18 protein-coding genes are annotated in these 22427 nt (G+C 61.8%); 8 read left to right on the top strand and 10 right to left on the bottom strand.

Features of this window, described 5'->3' with window-relative positions; all coding sequences use genetic code 11:
- Window positions 1-13 precede the first annotated feature (13 nt).
- From NZ453_RS03540 to NZ453_RS03530, 3 genes are all read right to left on the bottom strand, one after another.
- Window positions 14-1474 carry a DEAD/DEAH box helicase gene (locus tag NZ453_RS03540; RefSeq protein WP_263768961.1) on the bottom strand — a complete coding sequence of 487 codons (1461 nt, stop codon included), beginning with the start codon at window positions 1472-1474 and terminating at the stop codon, window positions 14-16.
- Between the two features lie 152 nt (window positions 1475-1626).
- Window positions 1627-3792, bottom strand: coding sequence for a DUF1631 domain-containing protein (locus NZ453_RS03535; protein WP_263768959.1), 2166 nt, complete (start codon window positions 3790-3792; stop codon window positions 1627-1629).
- 87 nt (window positions 3793-3879) lie between these two features.
- Window positions 3880-4266, bottom strand: a complete 387-nt coding sequence (locus NZ453_RS03530) for a hypothetical protein (protein WP_263768957.1) — start codon at window positions 4264-4266, stop codon at window positions 3880-3882.
- Between the two features lie 189 nt (window positions 4267-4455).
- Here NZ453_RS03530 and NZ453_RS03525 point away from each other — a divergent pair, with 189 nt between their 5' ends.
- From NZ453_RS03525 to nudC, 5 genes are all read left to right on the top strand, one after another.
- Entirely contained in the window at window positions 4456-5763 is a 1308-nt protein-coding gene (locus NZ453_RS03525) for an extracellular solute-binding protein (RefSeq protein ID WP_263768956.1), read from the top strand.
- Window positions 5763-6506, top strand: coding sequence for a glycerophosphodiester phosphodiesterase (gene ugpQ / locus NZ453_RS03520; RefSeq protein WP_263768955.1), 744 nt, complete (start codon window positions 5763-5765; stop codon window positions 6504-6506). Before NZ453_RS03525 ends, ugpQ begins: the two co-directional genes overlap by 1 nt.
- A 205-nt stretch (window positions 6507-6711) precedes the next feature.
- A complete protein-coding gene (gene alaS, locus NZ453_RS03515) occupies window positions 6712-9327 on the top strand; it encodes an alanine--tRNA ligase (RefSeq protein ID WP_263768954.1) in 2616 nt (871 codons plus the stop codon).
- A gap of 162 nt (window positions 9328-9489) precedes the next feature.
- Window positions 9490-11184 (top strand): dihydroxy-acid dehydratase, encoded by a 1695-nt coding sequence (gene ilvD, locus NZ453_RS03510; protein WP_263768953.1) that lies wholly within the window; start codon window positions 9490-9492, stop codon window positions 11182-11184.
- A 78-nt stretch (window positions 11185-11262) separates the two neighbouring features.
- Window positions 11263-12057 carry an NAD(+) diphosphatase gene (gene nudC, locus NZ453_RS03505; RefSeq protein WP_263768952.1) on the top strand — a complete coding sequence of 265 codons (795 nt, stop codon included), beginning with the start codon at window positions 11263-11265 and terminating at the stop codon, window positions 12055-12057.
- 10 nt (window positions 12058-12067) lie between these two features.
- Here nudC and NZ453_RS03500 read toward each other — a convergent pair whose 3' ends face one another.
- Together NZ453_RS03500 and NZ453_RS03495 are read right to left on the bottom strand one after the other, a co-directional pair.
- Entirely contained in the window at window positions 12068-13132 is a 1065-nt protein-coding gene (locus NZ453_RS03500) for a collagen-binding domain-containing protein (protein WP_263768951.1), read from the bottom strand.
- A gap of 326 nt (window positions 13133-13458) precedes the next feature.
- Window positions 13459-13821 carry a cupin domain-containing protein gene (locus tag NZ453_RS03495; RefSeq protein WP_263768950.1) on the bottom strand — a complete coding sequence of 121 codons (363 nt, stop codon included), beginning with the start codon at window positions 13819-13821 and terminating at the stop codon, window positions 13459-13461.
- 91 nt (window positions 13822-13912) lie between these two features.
- Here NZ453_RS03495 and NZ453_RS03490 point away from each other — a divergent pair, with 91 nt between their 5' ends.
- Window positions 13913-14899, top strand: coding sequence for an aldo/keto reductase (locus NZ453_RS03490; protein WP_263768947.1), 987 nt, complete (start codon window positions 13913-13915; stop codon window positions 14897-14899).
- 76 nt (window positions 14900-14975) lie between these two features.
- Here NZ453_RS03490 and NZ453_RS03485 read toward each other — a convergent pair whose 3' ends face one another.
- On the bottom strand, window positions 14976-15470 hold the full coding sequence (locus NZ453_RS03485) for an adenylyltransferase/cytidyltransferase family protein (RefSeq protein ID WP_263768946.1): 495 nt from the start codon (window positions 15468-15470) through the stop codon (window positions 14976-14978).
- Between the two features lie 251 nt (window positions 15471-15721).
- Here NZ453_RS03485 and NZ453_RS03480 point away from each other — a divergent pair, with 251 nt between their 5' ends.
- Window positions 15722-17011 (top strand): serine hydroxymethyltransferase, encoded by a 1290-nt coding sequence (locus tag NZ453_RS03480; RefSeq protein WP_263769024.1) that lies wholly within the window; start codon window positions 15722-15724, stop codon window positions 17009-17011.
- A 44-nt stretch (window positions 17012-17055) separates the two neighbouring features.
- Here the strand turns inward: NZ453_RS03480 and NZ453_RS03475 are convergent, their stop codons facing one another.
- The 4 genes from NZ453_RS03475 to NZ453_RS03460 are packed head-to-tail and all read right to left on the bottom strand — an operon-like array spanning window position 17056 to window position 21396.
- On the bottom strand, window positions 17056-18465 hold the full coding sequence (locus NZ453_RS03475) for a hypothetical protein (protein ID WP_263768945.1): 1410 nt from the start codon (window positions 18463-18465) through the stop codon (window positions 17056-17058).
- 3 nt (window positions 18466-18468) lie between these two features.
- Window positions 18469-19302 carry an outer membrane lipoprotein-sorting protein gene (locus NZ453_RS03470; RefSeq protein ID WP_263768944.1) on the bottom strand — a complete coding sequence of 278 codons (834 nt, stop codon included), beginning with the start codon at window positions 19300-19302 and terminating at the stop codon, window positions 18469-18471.
- Window positions 19295-20686 (bottom strand): ABC transporter permease, encoded by a 1392-nt coding sequence (locus NZ453_RS03465; protein WP_263768943.1) that lies wholly within the window; start codon window positions 20684-20686, stop codon window positions 19295-19297. Before NZ453_RS03465 ends, NZ453_RS03470 begins: the two co-directional genes overlap by 8 nt.
- A complete protein-coding gene (locus NZ453_RS03460) occupies window positions 20683-21396 on the bottom strand; it encodes an ABC transporter ATP-binding protein (protein ID WP_263768942.1) in 714 nt (237 codons plus the stop codon). Before NZ453_RS03460 ends, NZ453_RS03465 begins: the two co-directional genes overlap by 4 nt.
- Window positions 21397-21689: 293 nt before the next feature.
- Here NZ453_RS03460 and NZ453_RS03455 point away from each other — a divergent pair, with 293 nt between their 5' ends.
- The gene (locus NZ453_RS03455) at window positions 21690-22427 is read left to right on the top strand and encodes a response regulator (protein ID WP_263768941.1); all 738 of its coding nucleotides are present in this window, start codon (window positions 21690-21692) and stop codon (window positions 22425-22427) included.

Raw genomic sequence — 22427 nt, 5'->3', positions numbered from 1 at the left:
GGTGACCCCTCGCCTACGCAGGCTTCCGCCCGAGTCCGCCGAGAAGAGCCGCGACGACTCGCCGCGGTTTGTGCGGATGCTCCAGGTGTGCCATCACTTGCGCTTTTTCCGCATCCACCGGTGACGCCACCGGATGCGGCTCAGGGCTTTCGTACGGTTTATTGAAATCGAAGCCGTCTGGCGCGATGTGGCTGGCACGGCCGCTACCGGTACTCTTGCTTCCCGGCACACGTTCCCGTCGAGGCTTCGCGGCGACGGCCACCGAAACTGGGGCGCTGGGCGGGCGGCGATGATGGCCGCGACGGCCGCTTGGCGGGTATTCGTAGTCGTACTCGGGTTCAAAACCCGGAATCGCCACCTGCTCAATCGGCTTCTTGATCAGCTTCTCGATTTCGACCAGGTAGGGGATCTCGGCCGCTGAAACCAGCGAAATCGCCGTCCCGTGTTTTCCGGCGCGACCCGTTCGGCCAATACGGTGAATGTAGTCTTCGGGCGTATGCGGAAGCTCGAAGTTGATCACGTGCGGCAGGTCGTCGATGTCTAGACCGCGCGCAGCGACGTCGGTCGCGACGAGGACGAGCACGCTGCCGTCTTTGAATGCCTCCAACGCCTTCAAGCGGTCGAGTTGGCTCTTGTCGCCATGAATCGAGTCCGCTGCGACCCCTGCTCGCTGCAGTTCGCGTGCCAAGCGGTTTGTTTCGATCTTCGTGCGCGTGAAGACCAACACTTGGTTGAACTCGGATGATTTGAGCAGGCGGACAAGCAGCGCTTTCTTGGCGTCCGCAGAGACTGGATGCACACGGTGAGTGATCGTCTCGGACACCGTGTTGCGTTTCGCGACCTCGATCAGCACGGGCGACTGGAGCATGCGATCGGCCAGACGCTTGATTTCGTCCGAAAAAGTAGCTGAGAACAGGAGGCTCTGCCGCTGCTTTGGGAGCAAGTTGATGATGCGGGTGACATCGGGCATGAACCCCATGTCGAGCATGCGGTCGGCTTCGTCAAGTACCAGCGCCTGCACGCTGCCGAAGTTGAGGCACTTTTGCTCGACGAGGTCGAGCAGCCGGCCCGGTGTGGCGACCAACACTTCGACGCCCAGGCGGATTTCATCGATTTGCGGTTTGATGTCGACGCCGCCGTAAGCGCAAAGCGAACGGATGGGAACGTACTTGCTGTAGGCCTTGACCGATTCGTACACCTGGATCGCAAGTTCGCGCGTCGGCGCGAGCATCAAGACGCGTACCGGGTGCCGCGCCGGCGACGGGCTGGGGCTCGCCAGCGGCAGAATGCGCTGAAGCAGGGGCAAGGTGAAGGCAGCGGTCTTCCCGGTGCCGGTCTGAGCACCGCCCATTAAATCCTGGCCGGCGAGAACGATGGGAATGGCTTGCGCCTGAATCGGGGTGGGTTCCAGGTAGCCCTGGTCGGAAACAGCTCGGAGCAGCTCGGGGGCGAGCCCGAGTTCATCAAAACGCATCGGCGTCGCCTGCAAATAAATTGTGAATCAATGGCATAGAGGGCGAATTATACACGCTATGTGGGAGGCGTAGCGGAAGGAGGTGTTTGGGAAAGGGCTGACGCGCCGCTTAAGCCGGTCAACCGCCGATGCAGGAAGCAAAGACCACCGGCTCAATGCGGGATGCGTCCACTGAGTGCGGATTCCGCCGCGACATCGAATAGGGCAATTCCTGAAACGGCGCGTGCATTTCCCGCTCCCAACTGCTTGTCCAGGGCCGCTGGAGCCAGCGCCACCGCAAATCCCCAGTCGGGGTTGAACAACAGCACGGTTCCCCATGGCGGTCCTTGCCAGCAACGGCAGCCGCAGAGGCGATCGCCGTCCAATGAGAACTCGATCCAGACTCCGTCTTTTTCGGACTTCCCGCTACCTTGCCAATTGGGCGCCGCGGTGCGGGCGGCGCCGAGATATTGCACTAGCGTGCCGCCGCGCTCGAGGACTTCCGCATCCGTCCGCTCTCCCGGCCCAGCAGCCCCAACCGCTCTTGTGCGCTCCGGGAAGAGCGGCGAAAGGTCCAGCGGGCGATTACGCATCGCCGCCGTTTGCAGTTCAAAGCAGGCATCAAGGAAAGGCTTCCGCTCCGCTGCCGACACTTGGGCATCGTCCAGTGCGGTGTTGATTCGCTTGATCAATGCCGGTATCAGGCTCATCAAGCGTGTGCGTTCTTCCGCGGTCGCCTTCGGTTCGATGCTCCAGAGCAGTTCTCGAATTGACAGATCGTTGTCTTTCCAGCGCTGGCCCGATCGGCCGCCCTCCAGATAGGCGCGCCGCATCGCGCGTAGCCAGTGTGTCGAGAGGAACTCCCGGACGGCGTCGGGCATGGGTCGCACGAGCAGGCGGTCAAGCCAGTCCTGCGCGAACGCCTCTGCGGCCAGAGGCGCCTCGTGTGCGACGACAAGCTGCGCATAGGGTTTTGCCGCGGCCCGCACCGAGTGGTCACGCTCGGCGATGAAAGACGTTAGCTCATCAAGGCGTACGGTGATGTCGACGCTTCCGCCGGCGGTATCTTGGCGGACGTTCTCAACGAGCGTCGCCAAGCGCTGGCAAACCGGGTGCTCAGGTGCGGCGTCTTTCCCCAGCCCGATAGCGGCGCGCGCGAGGCCATTGATCAGTCGCCGTAAAGGATGTCCCGTGTCCGTAAACAGGGCGGGATCGGCGATCGATGCCTTGAGCAGAACTGGCTGAAGGCGGCCGATGATCTGCTTTATTGCACCCGGCAGGTCCGGATGGGCAAAGATCGCTTCGAACACCAGCGCCAGCGTATCTACGGCAATCGCGGCCGGGCGCCCCAAAGGCAGATCGAGATCCTTGGCCTTGATCGCCTTTGGCGGCTCGCCGGGCGCCTCTGGTGTCGGTTTGCCGGCTGTCTTTTGCTGCTCAAGGTGCGCCAGACGTTGGCCGATGTGACTGAGCATCACGGCGGCCGACGCGTTCATCAGCGGATTGTCCGAACGCCGCGATGACGGCGCGAGGAAGCTGTCATCGAGAATGAAGTCAGCACCCAGCACCTCCCGACCGCTCGTTCCCTGCAGAACGTTTTGGCGCAACGCGGCCAGCGGATCGTCGGGCAAGGCGGCGCGGTTGACTGTGGCATGGGAACCGGTCGGCGGCTGTGCGAAAGGGCTTTCTACCGTGCCGAAACGTTCTGCGGCAACGCTCGCCGACGTGGGTGAAGTCGGGGTTCCCGGGCGTTGCACGATACGGGCTTGCGCCGGCTCGACGCTCCGCTGCTCAAGCATCGTATTGAGATCGGCGTAGAGATCGGGAAGGCGCAGCTGCAACCATTCTTCGATCCGCGCGAGGATCTCGAGATTCCTTTCCAGACCGTAGCCGGTATTTTTGCATAGCACCCAGAGCCCGGTATTGATCGGTTCCAGTCCCACCGGGGTATGCGCTGCGTCCAGCCCCGGTCGCTGCAACAGGTTCATATACCGAAGCTGTACCCGCCAGCAGTCGATCCTCTCGTTGTCCTTGAGACGATTGATCAGGTCGCCGATGCGGATTTCGAGTTCCAGATCATCGTTGCCCACGAGTGAGATGCGCGACGCGGTGAGCCCGGCCGTCTCGCCGAACTTCCCCTGGCGTGCCGTCGACGCGAGTTCGTCGTGCGCTTCTTCGATCTCAGTGGCGAATGCCTTGATCGCATGAGCAGGCGCGGCACCGGAGTCGCGCAGGATCTCCACGAGCCGGTCGCGAAAGAAATCGCGGCTGTCGCGCAGGATGAAAAAGGCCTCATCGGCACCGGAATCGGCGTTCGGGCCATTGACGCGCTCGGACATGCTTTCCCCTCTATGCGAACTTCGCGCCGGCCAAGCCCCTTGGACCGGTGCAGGGATCTATTGCGCGGTCGCCTTCTCGACGTAGATTCACTTCTCGGCGGCTTTCTTGACGGCCTTCGCTGTTGCCGAATCGTCCGAGGCAGTTTTCTTCTTGGCACCCGGAGGGCCAACGGGCGGCAATTGCGGCTCTACCGTTTCCAGCTTGTTGTCGCGCATGTAGGCATCCATGTCGCGCCAGCCTTCGTAGATTGACGATTTCGGTAACCATGAATAAATGGCGTAGCAGTCCTCGATGGCGCGTCCGGATTGTCTGCAGGCTCCACCGACAGCGCGCCCGTCCGCCTCAGCGCGAGCTGCCTTCTCGGCCGGGTTTTCGAGTCCAAGCTGCTGTTGGATGGCATCGCAGCCGGCCAACCCGACGAGCACAACGGCGACGGTCAGGAGCGTTCGCGAAACGCGCGGCTGATGTGGCACGGTCACCCCTGATCTTGGTTTGTAATGGATCGCATTTTACTCGCAAAACCATGCCCGCCAACGGCTGCCTGCCGGGCTCGCCGAGCGGAACCGAAGGCAATGAGCCAACCTTCTTCGTCCGGAGAAGCGGCATCCGGTGAAAAAGAATCGTCCTATAATTCCCGCTTTGTCGTCAGTCAAGGAGCAGCAATGCAATTCCCACGAATCGCGGTGGCCATGCTGAGCGTGGCCCTCGCGGCCCCGGCGATCGCGGCCCGCGCCCCGGCCAAAGCGCCGCAGGCAAGTGCCGCGCCGGCCGAGCCGGCGAACCTCGAGTTGTCGCATCAACTGGATGAAGGCAGCGCAGCGCGTCTGGAGCCGTTGATCGACCGCTTCAACAGCCAGCAAAAAGACGTCAAAGTCACCCTCGTGCGGCGTGTCGAAGGAACGCCGCCGAAGCAGCTCAACCTCGTCACTCCGGAGGAGTACTCCCGCTTTGTGGCGAACAAGGCAAAGTTCAAGCCGCTCTACGAAGTGATGCGCGAAGCGAAGCAGCCGCTGGATGCGAACAAGCTTTCCCGTGAACTCCGCTACGGACTTTCCGATGCCAAGGGGCAACTCTTCGCATTGCCTCTCGCGTACTCGACTCCCGTCCTGTATATCAACAAGGCGGCGTTTCGCAAGGCGGGCCTGAACCCCGATACGCCACCCAGAAGTTGGGCCGAGACTCAAGAGGTCGCCGGTAAACTTGCCGACTCCGGCATGCGTTGTCCCTTCACCACCTCGTGGCCGGCATGGGTGTTCATCGACAACATGAGTTCGCGTAATGGCGCGGACGTGAGCGACGCCAAAGGAAACCTGAACTTCAACGGGCTCGTGCAGATCAAGCACATCGCCATGATGGCGACCTGGTACAAGAGCAAGTATTTCGCCTATTTCGGCCCGCGGGACGAAGCGGATCACCGGTTTGCCAAGGGCGAATGCGGCATGTTGACCAGCTCTTCGTCGCTGTTCCGCTCCCTCGCCGAGGACAAGTCGCTCGACGTCGGCGTCGCGCCGCTGCCGTATCACGACGATGTTCCCAACGCGCCGCAAAATACCTTGGCCGATGGCGCATCCCTGTGGGTTGCTGGCGGAATGAAGCCGGCGGAAACCAAAGGGGTCGCGAAGTTCGTCAACTACCTGCTCGGGCCGGAAGTGCAGATTCAGCTGACGCTTGCCGGCGGCTTCCTGCCAATGACCCCGGTCGCGCGCGCCGCAGCGAACACCAAGGTTCTGGAAGCTGATCTTGCCAGCCTGCAGGTGGCCTACTCCCAGCTTCAGGGCAAAGGTACGGCGCCGACGGTACGTGTCTCCCAATTGGGCCCGGTACGTACGATCGTGGAGGAAGAACTCGAAACCGTCTGGGCCAACAAAAAGCCCGCGAAGGAGGCGCTCGACACGGCTGTGCAGCGTGGCAACGCGGTTCTCCATGCTTCTTCGGGCATCAAAACACTCGCTAAAGGCAAGGGTGACTGATGGCTACGCCGACGCTCAATTGGCCGTTGCCTCGTGCTGTCGCACATCGTTGCGGCGGCGCGCTGACTCCCGAGAATTCGCTTGCTGGATTGCGCGTCGCCGCGGCCCTCGGTTTTCGGGCCGTCGAGTTCGACGTCATGCTGTCCGCCGACGGAACGCCGTGGGTAATCCACGACGAAACGTTGGAACGGACGACGACGGGCTCTGGCCGCGTATGCGAAACATCCGACGAAGTCTTGCGCCGTATCGATATCGGCAGCCGGTTGCACAAGGCTTTCGCAGGTGAACCGATGGCGACGTTCGAGGCGATGACTTTGCGTTGCCACGAGCTTGGTTTGCAAGCGAACGTCGAAATCAAGCCGGCCGAAGGCCACGAAGTGGAGACCGGGGACGTCGTGGCGCGCCGCATCCTTTCGCTCTGGGAAGGGCGGCCGCTGCCGCTCGTGTCGTCGTTTTCGTTCGCGGCGTTGCAGGCGGCGCGCAAAGTTGCCCCGTCGTTGCCGCTCGGTTTTCTTTATTCAAAGGCGCCTGCTGACTGGCTGCAACGGTTCGACGATCTCGCCGGGTACAGTCTCCATTGTGCGAAGGACGTGGATGATGCGGTGTTGGCCCAAGCGAAGGCGCGCAAGATACCGGTCTTGTGTTACACGGTGAACGATCCGCGACAAGCGCAATTCCTGTTCGATCGGGACGTGACGGCCGTGTTCAGCGACCGCCTCGACGTGATGGCCGACTATCGCTAAATCGGAGGCAGCGCAGGCAAGCCATCAGAAGCCGCACGGCGACCGAGTGAAAAACCCGCTACGGCGGGTTTTTTTGTTACCCCTCCGGCGAGAGGCCGCCATGTTGTCAGGGCGGGGGTCCGGCTAGTCTCTCTCGCCTCAGAGGGTGGGGGATAGGTGGTAAAATCGAACCCTTTTTGAAACCGCACCAGCAGGGACAATGCCGATGAATAGCGCCGAAATCCGCGAGAAGTTCCTCAAGTTCTTCGAATCCAAGGGCCATCAGATCGTGGCGTCGAGTTCGCTCGTTCCGCATGACGACCCGACCCTGCTGTTCACGAACGCCGGGATGAACCAGTTCAAGGACGTCTTCCTCGGCTTCGACAAGCGGCCCTACAGCCGGGCCACCACTGCCCAAAAATGCGTCCGCGCGGGCGGCAAGCACAACGACCTCGAGAACGTCGGCTATACGGCACGTCACCACACGTTTTTCGAAATGCTGGGTAATTTTTCGTTCGGTGACTACTTCAAGCTCGACGCCATCAAGTACGCGTGGGAACTGCTGACCGAGGTGTACAAGTTGCCGTCGGATCGGCTTTGGGTAACGGTTTATGCCGAGGACGACGAGGCGTACGACATCTGGCACAAGGTAATCGGCATGCCGGCTGACCGCATTGTGCGCATTGGCGACAACAAGGGCGCGCGCTATGCCTCTGACAACTTTTGGATGATGGGCGACACGGGCCCCTGTGGGCCATGCACCGAAATCTTCTATGACCACGGCGAGCACGTTCCGGGCGGTCCTCCCGGATCGCCCGACGAGGACGGCGACCGCTACATCGAGATCTGGAACAACGTTTTCATGCAGTTCAATCGCGACGAAAACGGCACCATGCATCCGCTTCCCAAGCCTTCGGTCGATACTGGCATGGGACTCGAGCGCATCACCGCGGTCCTGCAGCATGTGAACAGCAACTACGATATCGACCTGCTGCAGAATCTCGTGAAGGCCGCGGCACGCGAGACGAACTCGGCCGACATGAGCAGCCCCTCTCTGCGCGTGTTGGCCGATCACATCCGCGCCTGCTCGTTCCTGATCGCGGACGGCGTCATCCCGGGCAACGAGGGTCGCGGCTACGTTCTCCGCCGCATCATCCGGCGCGCTATTCGTCACGGTTATAAGTTAGGTGCGCGAGCGGCGTTCTTTCACCGCATGGTGCCGGACCTCGTGACAGAAATGGGAAGCGCTTATCCCGAGATTGTCAGCGGGCAGAACCGTGTGGTCGAGACGCTGAAGCAGGAAGAAGACCGCTTCTTTGCCACGATCGAACACGGGATGGCGATTCTTGAGGGGGAACTCGCCGCGATGCGCGGAAAAGGGGTTTTCAATGGAGAGACGGCTTTCCGGTTGCACGACACGTACGGCTTCCCGCTCGACTTGACGGCAGATATCTGCCGTGAGCGCGGAGTGACCGTCGACACGGCAGGTTTCGAGGTGGCGATGAATCGCCAAAAGGAACAAGCCCGAGCGGCTGGCAAGTTCAAGATGTCGGCGGCGCTGGAGTATGAGGGGCCGGCGACGACGTTCCACGGTTACGAGAAACTGGAATACAAGGGCAAGGTGCTGGCGCTCTACAAGGAGGGTTCGCAGGTTCAGCAACTCGCCGAGGGCGACCAGGGCGTCGTCGTGCTCGACGAGACGCCGTTTTACGCCGAATCGGGTGGCCAAGTCGGCGACCGCGGGGTGCTGCAATCGGCGCAAGGCATTTTCGAAGTCGACGATACGCAGAAGATTCAAGCAACGGTGTTCGGTCACCAGGGTGTACTCAAGACCGGGACGCTGAAGGTCGGTGACGCGGTGACGGCGAAGGTGGACGTCGTGGCGCGCAAACGGACGATGCGCAATCACTCGGCAACGCACTTGATGCACAAGGCATTGCGCGAGGTGTTGGGTGATCACGTGCAGCAGAAGGGGTCGCAGGTCGACCCGGACAAGACCCGCTTCGACTTTGTGCACAATCAACCGCTCTCCGACGAGGAAATCCGGCGTGTCGAGAAGATCGTCAACGCGGAGATCCTGGACAACGTCGATTGCGTCCATCGGGTAATGCCGATTGCCGAGGCACAAAAACTCGGTGCTGTAATGCTCTTCGGGGAAAAGTACGGCGAGGAGGTTCGCGTGATCGACATCGGCTCGTCGCGCGAGTTGTGCGGCGGTACACACGTGCGTCGCACGGGAGACATCGGCCTGTTCACGATCGTCGCCGAGGGCGGCGTGGCGGCTGGCGTTCGCCGTGTCGAGGCGATCACCGGCGATGTCGCCGTGGCGTATATGCAGGGCATGGAGACGGCGCTCGGCGGAGTTGCGGGCACGCTGAAGGTTCAGCCGAGCGACGTGCATGCCCGGGTTTACTCGATTCTCGATCAGGTTCGGCAACTTGAGCGTGAAATTGCCCTTCTCAAGAGCAAGCAGGTTGCGTCGCAAGGCGACAGCCTGATCGACAAGGCGGAGGCAGCTAAAGGCGCCAAGGTCCTCGCGGCAACGCTGGAGGATGCCGACGTCAACGCACTGCGCGCCACGATGGACAAGCTGCGCGATCGGCTCAAGAGCGCCGTCGTCGTGCTTGCCTCGGTGGGTGGCGGCAAGGTGACCCTGATCGCGGGCGTTACGCCTGACCTCACGTCGAAGGTGAAGGCCGGTGAACTCGTCAATATGGTCGCCCAGCAAGTCGGTGGCAAAGGCGGCGGACGACCGGATATGGCGCAGGCGGGCGGTACTGAACCGGAGAAGTTGCCCGAGGCGCTGGCTTCGGTTCGCGCCTGGGTCGAACAGCGTCTCTGAGACCAAGGCTGGACGACAAGAAAAACCGCCCTTCGGGGCGGTTTTTCTTTGCCTGAATAAGACGAACGAACTCGGCTGGTGTGTTCTTCGGAAACAGCCGAGACTTGGCGGCGCGCCGTGTTTGGGTCATTGTTAACGCTTTTGCAGGAAAGCCAGCTTCACATGTCTCGATGCACCGATTGCGGCGCCTCCGGCGACGAGCATTTCAATCCGATCCTGCGCGGCGATAGCGGCGCCCTAAAGCGCGCGCTCTACAAGTCAATGGGGCATAGCGACGCCCAATTGCGCAAGCCGCTCATCGCTATCGTCAACACCTACACCGATGCTACGCCGGGACACTTCAATCTGAACGCCGTGGCCGAGCGAGTCGTCCAGGGTGTGACGGCCGCAGGCGGCCACGCCATGTCGTTCGGGACCATCGCCCCATGCGACGGGATTGCCGAAGGGCACCTCGGCATGCGCTACGCCTTGGCGTCACGCGATGTGATTGCGGCGTCGATCGAGGTCATGATGCGTGCACATCGCTTCGACGGCATGGTGCTGCTCGGCTCGTGCGACAAGATCGTTCCGGCGCAATTGATGGCTGCTGCCCGGCTCGACATGCCGGCGATCTTCGTCAATGGCGGGCCCATGGCGCCGGCCGAGTACAAGGGCAAGCATTGGGACGGCAACATCGTCGTCGAGGCGATCGGCTGGAAGCAGCGTGGCGAAATCGACATGGCCGAGTTCCGGCGCATCGAGGACCTTGCGGAGCCCGGGCCGGGCTCGTGCACGATGTACGGCACTGCCAACACGATGTGCGCGCTGGCCGAAGCGCTCGGCATGAGCTTGCCTGGCTCCGCGATGGTTCCGGCCGTCGGTTCCGGCCGTCTCGCTGTCGCGGAGGCCAGCGGTCGGCAAGCCGTCGAGCTCGTCCGACAGGGCATCGGCGCACGCCGTATCCTGACGCCCGCGGCGTTCCATAATGCCATCTGCCTATTACTTGCGACTGGGGGCTCGACCAACGCCGTCATGCACCTGCAAGCCATTCATGAGGAAGCCGGCCTCGGCCCCTTGCCGCTCTCCGAGTTCGATCGCCTGAGCCGGATTGTTCCGTTGCTCGCGGCTCTGTACCCGGCGTCCGAGTACGACATGATCGACTTCTTCGAGGCTGGTGGCCCCGCGCCTGTAGAGAAGTCGTTGGCCCCGCTCATGGAAGGCAGCGCACTCACGGTAACCGGCAGAACAAAGGGAGAGGAGTGGCGGGACTGCCCAGTCACGCCACGGCCTGAGGTTATTCGTACGCTCGATAACCCGGTAAGCCCGGAGGCCGGGCTGGCCGTCCTGCACGGCAATCTCGCGCCGCTCGGCAGTATCGTGAAGCCGGCGGCCGTGCCTCCAAACCTGTTCCGGTTCCAAGGGCCGGCCCGGGTTTTTGATTCGGAAGACGCTGCAGTGGCCGCGATCCTCGGTGGCGAGGTCGCGGCAGGTTCAGCGCTCGTGCTGCGCTATGAGGGACCGAAAGGCGGACCCGGCATGCCCGAAATGTTCCGACCCATGAAGGTTCTCGAAGGCATGAGCTTGTCGTCGTCATGTGCTCTGATTACCGATGGCCGTTTCTCGGGTTCGAACCGCGGTCTGTTCGTCGGTCACATATCACCCGAGGCCTATGAGGGCAGTGCGCTGGCACTAATCGAGGATGGTGACGAGATCCTGATCGATATCCCGCAGCGCCTGCTCGAACTTCGCGTGGAGGCAAGCCGGCTGGAGACCCGACGCGCTGCCTGGAAACCCGTCGAGAAATCGTTCCCGCGCGGCTTCCTTAATCTCTATCGCGAGCGTGCCGCATCGGCGGCCGAGGGAGCCATGGTGCGCTGAGCGGCGCGTGTTGAGGAGAGGCGGGCCGTTCTACATTCCGCCTTAAAGCAAAAAAACACCGAGATCGGATTGGAAATCATGACAATCGACGGAAAAGGCTATTGGGTGCTGCGCCACGAAAGCCAGCTCTTCACTATTCTTGAAGACTCGCCGGAGACCGTTTTCCCCTGCGGCCGAGCCGAAGATATCGGCAACCCCGGAAACGCGGTACGCGTCGGCGAGTGGCGCGGGCTGCCTTGCTTCGCAGCGGACGTCGACCGCTTGCCAGACGGTATACGCGGCGAATTGACACAACTGCGTCCCCTGTTCGGCTTGGCTGGCGCCGAGGCTTTTTCGATCGCCGGCCGTGCCACGCTGTTGCTCGATTGGCAGAAGAACCATCGCTATTGCGGCCGTTGCGCCACACCAACCCGGCCGCGTACCACGGAATACGCGATGGAATGCCCTGCGTGCGGACTCCTGGCGTACCCGCGGATATCGCCGGCCGTGATGGTCCTGGTGCGCCGCGGTGACTACTTCCTGCTCGCGCGCAGCCCGCATTTCCGGCCTGGCATGTTTAGTGCGCTGGCCGGTTTCGTCGAGGCGGGCGAGACGCTTGAGCAGTGCGCGGCTCGCGAAGTTCATGAGGAAGTCGGTCTCGCGATCACCAACCTGCGCTACTTCCAGAGTCAGCCCTGGCCGTTCCCTGACTCGCTGATGATCGCGTTTTTTGCCGATTACGCTGGTGGCTCGATCACGCCGCAGCCGGGTGAAATCGAAGCGGCTGATTGGTTCCGGATAGACGAACTGCCGCCGTTGCCCGATCAGGTGAGCATAGCGCGCAGGCTGATCGATGCCGCCTGCGCGGAATGGCGTGCGGCCAAATCGCGTTGATGTGCGCAGGCTACACGTTGCTTGCTGCGTCGCGTCGGCTACTTGACGCGGGGCGGCGCAGACGCGGGTAGGCCATTGCCGCAAGACCAGCGATCAGCAGACCGAGGCTTTCGGGTTCGGGCACGTTGTTGTCGGGGACATCTCCTGTGAACGGCTGAAGATGAATTTCGCCGTGCTGCTGCAACGAGGCGACGACGACGGTTCCTTCGATGTTGTTTTCATTGCGGAGCGCTGCGCTGATTCCGAGGACCGCTCCCCCGAACTCGCTTTCGAGAGCAATATTCGCCGCGTTATAGAAATTCCAGATTGCATATTTTCCGATCGTCCGAGCGCTTCCGCCAAGGAAGTTGGCATGGATGTCATAAGCCGCGTTGTCGGAATTGAAAATCAACGTTGTGGCGCCATTCAGATTGAATTCGAACTCGTTCAACGTAAACAATAGCGTGTCGATCAGTGTGAGATCGAAGACGGCTAAACCGTTCGCGTCCGCCACGGCGTTGAATACCGCGCGACCTCCGTTGATCGTTACGTTGCTTCCCGTACTTGCAAGCTGGCTGAGCTGCTGAGAGAGTCCATTCAATTGCACTTGCAGGAACGATGAGTCGAGAGCGCCCGCGGCATTCTGTTGCGCGGCCACCGCAGTGCTACCGGTGAGGTGTCCGCCATTGAAGTTGCTGTTGCTTGCCGTTCCGCCGACGTAGGCGGCACCGTTGAAATTCACGTTGCTGGCATTTCCCAAGATGACCGCCGATCCGCTGTTGACGTTTGTATTGGTCAAATTGCCTCCGGTGACGATACCGAGTCCGTTAACGTTCAGGCTCGAAGCATTGCCACCCACGGTGACGCCGGAGTAGCCCGAGGCGGGCGTGTCCGCGGGGTGTTGAACGTAATCTCCGCCGGTCAGATTGCCACGGACGTAGGTGCGTCCGTCGACATGCGAAGACGAAACGGAATCCCCAAAAACAACCAAATTGAACTGATTGAGCGCTTCTTGGGCGGTGATGGGCGCGGCGTGGGCGGAGCCCAAGGTGAGGGCGGCTAAAGCCAATACGGAGGTATGAAGGATCGATTTCATAGGGCGTCAAACGGGCAGAAAAGTAATGTGACGCCCCCAGAAGCAATACTCAGGCCACGGCTCCGAAACCCAATACCGCTCTGGTGAGGGGGTTATTAGTGGCAACCAGCCGTGGCCGGTTTGACAGGACTTTGTAAAGTTTTTTGACTAATTCGAGTCGCCCTCATATACGGCGCTTTGCAGTCGTTGCGCGGCCGGTATGGAGAGGTGTTCAGGAAACCAGCGGCTTCGCCAAGAATAGGTCACAGCCGTTGGCGAGGAGTCCTTTGCCTTCGGCTGCTTACCGCGTGTTCTATCTCCTCGACGGTGATACGGCGAGCGGCGCCCTATGCCCGGTTGCCGGTGAAGAGAATCAGGGCGATCAATTTCATGGGGACGTCGCCGATATTCTCTATTGCATGCGAGTTCTGGTCTTCGACGAGTGCCAGATCGCCGGGGCCGATGCTGAGCACGTCGTCATTGTCCCGATAGCGACCGGTTCCTTGCAGAATGTAATAGGCTTCGGCCTCGCCTTCGTGCCGGTGAGGGCCAATGGAAGCGCCCGGCGGAATCGTCACTTCGGCGAAGAGTCTTCCCTTTCCGAGCATTTCCTCGCCAGCCAGCAGGTGCCGCATGGTGACGGTGCCATTACCCCCGCGCATGTTGTTTTGCTGCTGGGTTTTCAAGTCGTCGTAGTGCCTGAAGATCATGTTGTCTCCCTAGTCGATTTCTATATTCCTCGGCGTTTTGCCACAAGCGAGCCTGGGTGATAATACAGAATTCAACACTCGGAGGTGCAACATGCGGATGATGAAGATCGGCAAGTCGGGCATCGAAACATCGGTTGTGGGCATTGGTGCCTGGGCGATTGGTGGCGACAGCATGTGGGGCGCCAGTGACGACGCCGAGTCGATCCGGACGATACATCGGGCGCGCGAACTCGGGGTTACGCTGCTCGACACGGCGCCGGCGTACGGGCTCGGCCATAGCGAGGAAGTGGTCGGCAAGGCCATCGCCGGACGGCGCAGCGATTATGTGCTGTCGACCAAGTGCGGCATTCGCTGGGATATTAAGGAAGGTGCCTTGCTGATGGAGCGCGACGGCGTTCGGATCCTGCGCAACACGCGGCCGTCGAGCCTAGCCGAAGAAGTTGAAATCAGCTTACGCCGCCTGAAAACCGATTACATCGACATCTACATCGTACATTGGCAGGAACTACCCGAGTTTCCCTGCCCGATCGCCGACACGATGGGTTTCCTGATGGACTTGAAGCGGCAGGGGAAGATTCGCGCCATCGGAGCTTCCAACCTCAGCCGCGAGCAGTTCATCGAATACACCCGTGCCGGGCAACTCGACCTCATCCAGGAGAAATTCAGCCTCCTGGATCGTCGGCTCGGCGACACCTTCTTCGATCTTTGCGATGAGCATGGCGTCACTTTTCAGGCCTACTCGCCGCTTGAACGCGGCATCCTGAGCGGCAAGGTCCGGACGGCGGCGGACGTTGGACCTGGTGTGGCGAGAACGCGGATCAAGTGGTTCCTGCCCGAGAACCTGCCGACGATCAATGCGCTGATGGAAAAATGGGCGCCGCTATGTACCAAGTACGGATGCACGATGACGCAACTCGTGATCGCTTGGACTGCCGCGCAGGGGAACGGCCGCAACGTCAACGTCCTCTGCGGGGCACGCAAGATCTACCAGATCGAAGACAACGCCAAGGGGGGCGATTTGGTGCTTGAGCCGTCGGATATCGAGGCGATGCGCAAAGACGCCGCTGCCGTTTCCTGAAATGCTGGTGGAGCGGTTCCAGGCGGGCCGCTCCTCGCCACTCGCGCTGGGTAGCTTCTCGGCGGCCGAGCGTCGCCTACAACCGTCGAATCTTCTCCAGCAGCGCCGTCGTCGATTTCTGGTGAATGAAGGGAATCGAGACGGTCCGGCCTCCCCAGCGCTGTACTTCGCCGTTCCCGACGATCTTCTCGACGGGCCAATCGCCGCCTTTCACCAGCACGTCGGGACGGCATTCGAGGATGCGCTGCAGCGGCGTATCTTCGTCGAACCATGTGACGAGCGAAGCGCACTCCAGTGCCGCCATGACGGCCAGACGATCCGCGAGCGTATTCACCGGCCGGTCGTCGCCCTTGCCCAAACGCTTTACGGACGCGTCGGTATTCAATGCGACGACCATCGATGCGCCGAGCGCCCGTGCTTGCCCCAAAAGCGTCACGTGTCCCCGGTGCAGGATATCGAAGCAGCCGTTGGTAAATACGAGCGGCCTTGGCAACGCGGCGAGTCGCGCGACGAGGTCGCCGGGTGCGACGATCTTGTTCTCGAACGTTGGGGACGGGTAACTCGTAGACATAGCCTGCGCTGGGGTTTGATCGAGGGCCGATTCTAACACCCACCCCGCTTGTTATTCCGGGGCGGCTGGGGCACACTTGTCCGGTCTGCATGACTGACGCGATTAAGGGGAGGCGACACCCCGAGGGAGTGCGGATACGGGCTATGCCCGGAGAAGCCGCGCGTCTGGGCGCTTATCTGCCGGTTGGCGGCGGGCGCCTGCAAATGCGTGGCGGCTTGTTGCGACCGGTTGCTTTGTCCTTGGAGGTCGCCATGCAACAAGCCGCAATCAAATTATCCCAATCGTTTCCGAAACCTCGTGGTTCTTCCTCTGCCTCTCTGGCGCAGACCGATCCGCAACTCGCGACACTGCTCGCTCAGGAAGAAGAGCGCCAGCGCTTAAAGGTGCGTTTGATCGCGTCAGAGAACTACGTCTCGAGCGCGGTTCGCGAGGCCGGTTCCTCGATCATCACCAATCAGTATTCCGAAGGGTATCCGGGGGCGCGTTACTACGAGGGGCAGCAGATCGTCGATCAGGTAGAGCGACTGGCAATCGAGCGGGCAAAACAACTCTTTGGGGCCGAACATGCCAATGTGCAGCCCCATTCGGGGTCGCCAGCGAACCTTGCCGTTTACCTCGCCTTCCTGAAACCCGGCGATACCGTGCTTGGCATGCAACTCTCCCATGGCGGACACCTGACACACGGGTCGAAAGCCTCGATCACCGGAAAGTACTGGAACATTGTCTCTTACGGACTCGATCCGCAGACCAAGCGGCTCGACTACGATCAGATCCGGCGCCTCGCGCGCGAACATAATCCGAAGCTCGTCATTGCGGGGCACTCGGCGTATCCCCGTCAGCTCGACTTCGCTGCTTTCCGTTCGATTGCCGACGAGGTGGGCGCGATCCTACTCGTCGACATGGCGCACTTCGCGGGGCTGGTGGCTGGCGGCGCCCACCCGTCGCCTGTTCCATATGCCGACGTTGTGACGACGACCACGCACAAATCATTGCGCGGCCCGCGTGGCGCAATGATTCTCTGTCGTGCGGAACATGCGGCAAAAATCGACAAGGCGGTCTTCCCCGGGTTGCAGGGGGGGCCGCACAACGCGATCACGGCCGCGATTGCGACCACCTTGCAGGAAGCGTTGCAGCCCGAGTTTGCGGCCTATGCGGCCCAGTGCGTGGCGAATGCGCGGGCGCTGGCGGCGGGATTGATCGACCGCGGCTTCGAGCTTGTAACGGGCGGTACCGACAACCATCTGGTTCTTGTCGATCTGCGCAACAAGGGGATTGGCGGCAAACCGGTAGCCGCGGCGCTTGACCGCGCCGGGTTGGTAACCAACTACAACGCAGTGCCGTGGGATGACCACCCACCCCAAAACCCGTCCGGCTTGCGTCTCGGTTCCCCGTCGATGACCACCCGCGGCTTTCGCGAAGCGGAATTTCGTAAGGTGTCCGAATGGATCGGCCGCGTCGTCGATTCGGGGCTGGATGATGAAGTCATCGCGGAGGTTGCGAGCGAAACGCGGGCGCTCTGCGCCGTGTTACCGATGCCCTGACGGAAAAGGGTCGGGTTCCCGGGGGCGGGGCGCGACCCTTTCAGTTACCAGTAGAAGATCAGCGACACGGCACCGTAACGGCGCTGCCGGCTGCTTCCATACTCGCTCAGCTGGCTGCCTTCGTTGCCACCGACGATCAGGCGTAGCGACCAGTCGCGGACGTCGTTCCAGGTTCCCTCGGCCTGCCAGGAACGACTGTGGTCATAGGCGTTGACGCGAGTGAAGACGCTCAAGTCGAGCCCTTTTTTCTGGAAGGCGTCATCCCACGCGACGCGCGCAAACCACATGTCGCGTACCAGCAGATCGCGGCGGTAACCCACTCCCGCCATGAGCTCACCCAGATGCGCGGCCGCGGCACTTCTTTCCGGTCCCCGTAATGTACTCCGCCAGGAGGCCCAGGCGTCGCGCGACAACGCGTCTCCAGCGTGATGCCGCTCTAGAGTGAGCGAGATTCCTGATTCGGCGGTCCACGTCGCGCCGAACGCCGCGCGGGTGTAACGCTGTTCGCCACTCGACAGTCCAGCCATGGCTTGCCTGACTTCCGGCAGGCTTTCGCGTTTGGCTACACTCGCTTCGAAAGCGAAAACCAAAGCGTCGCCGACAAGGAGCGTGGCGTTGGTTCCGGTCTCAAGTCGCGAACCGCGCATGAGCAGCGGGACGTCGAGCGAGAACCTCTCATCCACCCGCGGCGACCAGCGGAACAAAAACGCTTCTTCGCGATTCGTCCGTTCCAGTCCAAGCGCGAAGTCGCCATCGTCCGGGGTGTCGCGATGGGAAAGGCGCGGGACCCAGGAAAACGATAAAGATTGGCCTGCGGTCACCCATTGCGCGCGGGTTGCCACGGTACCGAGGCGGTTCTGCCGAAGCGTCGCCGGGTTCTGTGAAGTCGTGCTGACGACAGCCCCCCCACGAAAATAATCGGTGGGGTTATAGCCGGTGGCTACGCCTAGACGCTGGTTGATGCGGCCAACGTCGACGAACAATTCGGTACGTCCGCCCGCTGCGCCGTCACTCGTGTCGTTCTTGCCGCCACTGTCGTTATTCCAGGTGAGATACGCCTCGCGCAGCATGTGGTGCGTCTCGCGCCATGAATCGTTCAGCCCGCGCGCGCTTTCGAGACGGTCTGAAACGCTGGCGCGCCACTGCGATGAAAGCCGCCAGTCGCGCCGGTAGTCGAGCGCGACGCGTGCCTGGCGATCCGGCGCGGGTTCCGAGGCAGAACGGTCCGCGTTGCGCCAGGTATATCCCTGTAGCCAGGCCTCAAGGCTTGTCTGGTCGCTACTCCTTGTTTCTGCAGGTACTGGCGACGATGGCACCGGTTCAATCGAGAGATCGAGGGGGTTGATCGCCGCCGCCACCGCTGTGCCACTGAGTTGATACGCCGCGAGTGAGGCCAAGGTTGCCACGCCGCCCAGAAAACGACGTCCGCCCCAGAGTCGTGGCGCGCGATACACGGCCTAATCCCCCGTGAAGCGGGCAAGGTAGTCGCGCTGCAGCCATGCTTCCGGTACGTCGCGGTAGCGATAGTTTGAATTGCGCATGATCGTGACCCACTGGTTGTTGAGTCCGTCCACAATGATTGTTTCGGTCGGGCGCACGGTACCCAGTTCTTCTTCGAAGCGCCGGAACCACGCGGTTTTCAGCAGCCGCCCTTGATCCGTGTAATAGGCCGCCTTGATCGGCTGCTTGTTTACCGGGTCGACCCAATAATCGACGAGCGGATAGGCGACGTCGTCTCGGGTCGCGCGCAACCTCAGAACCACGGAGTGCCGCTCCCGCTTCTCGCCGTCGCTGATTGTTTCTTCTCCCATCCACTCCGCGTCGAAGTCGCGCGAGAGATTCGTGGTCATGACATCGCCGTTCGACGCCTGCCCGAGTAGCCTTTGTTGTGGCGAGATGCGGACACTGGCGCGGTTTGCCGGATCGTAGAACCAGAGGTCGACGCCGTTGCGTAACATCAACTTTCCGGCGTCTCGGGCGGGTGCGGCGAAGCGCACCAGATTCCGGTATTGACCGGAATTCGGGTTGGGGCGGGAATAGACGATCAGGGACGACGACGCATTGAGCCGGCCATTGCGGTATTCATTGAGCAATACGTCGACCGCAAAGCTCCCCTCGGGATTTCGTACGGCGTCGGTGGCGGCGATCAGCGCCTGCGCTTCCCCTTTGCGTGCGGGATTCGGAGAGCGCGGCGGCAGGTCGTCGGCTCCGTAAGCAAAGCCGGCAAACAGCGTGCAGGAAACCAATACGAAAGCGCGCCGGAAGACTGTGGCAAAAGGTATATCACGCATGGCGCAGCGCCTCCACGATTTCCATGCGGGCCGCGCGCCGGGATGGAAGCCATGCGGACACACAGGCCAGACCGATCGTAACGGCAACCGTGAGCAAAAGCAGGCGGGAGTCACCAAAAACGTCGACCCCAAGCGCGACGGGGGCGGTTCTTCCCGGTGGCGTCCACGTTACCCCGACGCGGTTTATCCAGGTGGCGAGCGCGACGGCTGCGAGAGAACCGGCGATCGAGCCGACCAGCCCAAGCAGGGCTCCCTCGGTAACGAAAATGGCTCGAATGTGGCGTCGCTCAAAACCGAGCGCGCGTAACGTGCCGATCTCTCCCACACGCTCGCTGACTGCCATATTTACGGCGTTGGCGACCGAGAACAAGGCGACGATACTCATGAGCAGGGCGATGAAGCGGAAGATGGCGCCGAACATGCCGATGATCTGGTCGAACGTCGGGTTGATGACGTGGAAGTCGAGCACTTCGAGAGGGGCTCCGTTGCGTGCAACGATCTCTTGAATACGGGTACGGGCGGGTTCCAGGTCGCCGGCGTGCTTGAGTTGAACGACGATCGATGAAACGGCCGGCGTAGCGGCGCCGAATACCATTTTCTGTGCCAGCGGCAGTGGCAGCCCGATGAGTACATTGTCGAGTTCGCGCACACCTTGCCTTTCCGCGGCCAGCACATCCATGCGCACGACATTGGGGGCACCGCTGGGCGAAGCGGCAAGCAGTTCGATGCCTACCCGGCCGTTGTGTTTTTCAGGCGCCGTTGGCGACGCGGTTTTTTCGGCCAGCGCGGCGACATCGGTGGGCAAGGGCGCTGCGTCGGCAATCGTTTCCGGAGGCATTTGGGCGCAATCGGTGAGAGCCAGCGCAGGGCACAGCCCGAGAAGTTGCGCCAATCCGCGCCCGATAACGCCGCCGTTCGGGTCGTCGGGGAGGAGAGGCGATGCGGTCGGCGCCTGCCCCAGGCGAAGGCCGTCCCAGGCCAGCATCGTTTTCTGATCGGCGGGAACGACGCCTTGTCCCGAGAAGGCGCTGGACATGCCGGCATCAAAGTTCCCGGCCACCCCTTGTACATGGAGGATCGGAGTGACGACGGCCAGGCGAGGTGCCAGGTACTCGTCATTGCGGAGCTGATCGACAAGGGCCTCATAGTTGTAAATCGCAAAACGGCCGGGATTCGCCCGCCCGAATTCGAGGTGGCCTTTCTGCTGGATTTGCAGGTGTCCGGCCGCACGGATCGTCTCCGTGTAGAGGCCGCGGATCGTCGAGACGACTTGCCCTCCGAAGAGGATGATCGCGAAACTGCCGACCCCGATCGCCGCAAGGGTGAGCAGCGAACGCCGACGATTACGCAGAATGTTGCGCCACGCAAGATTGAGGGAGTTCATGCGTTTCCTCCCCGCGTATCGATGGCCGTTACCCTCCCGTCGACGAGATGGACGCGCAAATCGGCTTCCGCGATTAACTGCGGATCGTGTGAAGAGAAAACGAACGTGGCGCCCGTCGCGCTCTGAATGCGCCGCATCAGGTCGATCAGCCCGCGGCCGGTGGCCTGATCGAGGTTGGCTGTCGGCTCATCGGCAAGGACGAGCGCGGGCCGTTTGGCCAGCGCCCGAGCGACCGCGACGCGTTGACGCTGCCCACCGGAGAGCGCGGAGGGGAGCCGGTCCTCCAGGCCTTCCAGTCCTACCTCGATCAAGGCCGAGCGCGCCATATCGCGCCGACGGGGCGCGTTGTCCTCGAGCAGACGTAAAGGATATTCGACGTTTTCGATCGCCGTGAGTACGGGGATCAGATTGAAATTCTGGAACACGAAACCGACATGGCGGGCCCGGAAACGTGTCCGCTGCGTGTCGCCCAGCGCGGCCACGGCTTGGCCATCGACGTCTACGCTGCCTGCATCGGGCGCGTCGATGCAACCAAGCAGGTTGAGCAACGTGCTTTTGCCGCTCCCCGACGGGCCGCCGATGACCGAGAACACGCCGCGGGGAAGATCGAGATCGATTCCGCATAACGCCGGGACATCCACCTCTCCGAGTCGGTAGTGTTTATGAATACCGCGTAACTGCGCGGCGGGTGTTGCTGTGGCTGAAACCATTGTCTGTCTCCTGTGGAGCGTTTGGCCGGTGCCCTTCAGCGCAGAGCTGATGGAAAGAGATCGCGTTTTCGAAATGCCACCGGCGTTAGTTAGCATTTGAAGCCGTCGATGTATCGCTCATTTGTCGATGCGCGTGGGACTTGTATCGTTTCTTGTCGTCGACGAGCTCGATACATTGGGATACAAATCGCGCGGCGCTCCCGCTTGGCAACCCTGTGCGAAACGCGTGTAATGCTGCCCAAGAAGGTGCGTGGCATGCCCGCCGCCAAGACGATTGGGAGGCTTGCGAACAGATGGAGGAACGGCTCGACCACATTCTTGTGGTGGACGACGACCGCGGCATCCGGGAACTGGTTGGCGACTATCTCGAACGCAATGGTTTCCGCGTATCGCTCGCCCGCGACGGAAAGCAGATGCGCGAGACGCTGGCCGAGGGGGTTCCAGTGGATCTCATCGTGCTTGACCTCATGCTGCCCGGCGAAGACGGATTGACTCTGTTCAGGGATTTGAGAACGCGACGTCGGGATGCCGTCCCGGTACTCATGCTGACGGCGCGCTCGGATGACGTGGACCGCATCATCGGGCTCGAGCTGGGGGCTGACGATTACCTCACCAAGCCGTTTGTCCCCCGGGAACTCGTGGCACGGGTCCGCGCGGTGCTTAGGCGCACGCGCATGCTCCCACCGGGCGCTATGGTGGAGGCGCCGGCACGCGTCGCGCATTTCGGCGCATGGCGCCTCGACTTGGCTCAGCGCAATCTCGTTGATGCCGACAACGTCGTGACGCCCCTCGGCAGCGCGGAGTATGCATTGCTTCGGCTATTCCTCGATCATCCGCAACGCGTTCTCAGCCGCGACCAGTTGCTGGCACAACTGGTTCGCAGAGAGTCGGATGTATTTGACCGATCGATCGATTTGCGCGTTAGCCGCCTTCGCCGGCGTCTCGCCGACGACGCGCGCGATCCCCAGTACATTCGCACGGTACGCAACGAGGGCTACGTCTTCGCGCAGACCGTGCGCTACGAGGGGTAG

The organism is Propionivibrio soli, from assembly GCF_025770765.1.
Taxonomy (GTDB): domain Bacteria; phylum Pseudomonadota; class Gammaproteobacteria; order Burkholderiales; family Rhodocyclaceae; genus Propionivibrio; species Propionivibrio soli.
The sequence above is the reverse complement of the archived record's forward strand: the minus strand, read 5'-3'. Positions and strand labels throughout refer to the sequence as shown.

Coding starts and splice junctions, on each gene's coding strand:
- NZ453_RS03540 (WP_263768961.1), bottom strand. CDS start 1,474: ATGCGTTTTGATGAACTCGGGCTCGCCCCCGAGCTGCTCCGAGCTGTT.
- NZ453_RS03535 (WP_263768959.1), bottom strand. CDS start 3,792: ATGTCCGAGCGCGTCAATGGCCCGAACGCCGATTCCGGTGCCGATGAG.
- NZ453_RS03525 (WP_263768956.1), top strand. CDS start 4,456: ATGCAATTCCCACGAATCGCGGTGGCCATGCTGAGCGTGGCCCTCGCG.
- ugpQ (WP_263768955.1), top strand. CDS start 5,763: ATGGCTACGCCGACGCTCAATTGGCCGTTGCCTCGTGCTGTCGCACAT.
- alaS (WP_263768954.1), top strand. CDS start 6,712: ATGAATAGCGCCGAAATCCGCGAGAAGTTCCTCAAGTTCTTCGAATCC.
- ilvD (WP_263768953.1), top strand. CDS start 9,490: ATGTCTCGATGCACCGATTGCGGCGCCTCCGGCGACGAGCATTTCAAT.
- nudC (WP_263768952.1), top strand. CDS start 11,263: ATGACAATCGACGGAAAAGGCTATTGGGTGCTGCGCCACGAAAGCCAG.
- NZ453_RS03500 (WP_263768951.1), bottom strand. CDS start 13,132: ATGAAATCGATCCTTCATACCTCCGTATTGGCTTTAGCCGCCCTCACC.
- NZ453_RS03495 (WP_263768950.1), bottom strand. CDS start 13,821: ATGATCTTCAGGCACTACGACGACTTGAAAACCCAGCAGCAAAACAAC.
- NZ453_RS03490 (WP_263768947.1), top strand. CDS start 13,913: ATGCGGATGATGAAGATCGGCAAGTCGGGCATCGAAACATCGGTTGTG.
- NZ453_RS03485 (WP_263768946.1), bottom strand. CDS start 15,470: ATGTCTACGAGTTACCCGTCCCCAACGTTCGAGAACAAGATCGTCGCA.
- NZ453_RS03480 (WP_263769024.1), top strand. CDS start 15,722: ATGCAACAAGCCGCAATCAAATTATCCCAATCGTTTCCGAAACCTCGT.
- NZ453_RS03470 (WP_263768944.1), bottom strand. CDS start 19,302: ATGCGTGATATACCTTTTGCCACAGTCTTCCGGCGCGCTTTCGTATTG.
- NZ453_RS03465 (WP_263768943.1), bottom strand. CDS start 20,686: ATGAACTCCCTCAATCTTGCGTGGCGCAACATTCTGCGTAATCGTCGG.
- NZ453_RS03460 (WP_263768942.1), bottom strand. CDS start 21,396: ATGGTTTCAGCCACAGCAACACCCGCCGCGCAGTTACGCGGTATTCAT.
- NZ453_RS03455 (WP_263768941.1), top strand. CDS start 21,690: ATGGAGGAACGGCTCGACCACATTCTTGTGGTGGACGACGACCGCGGC.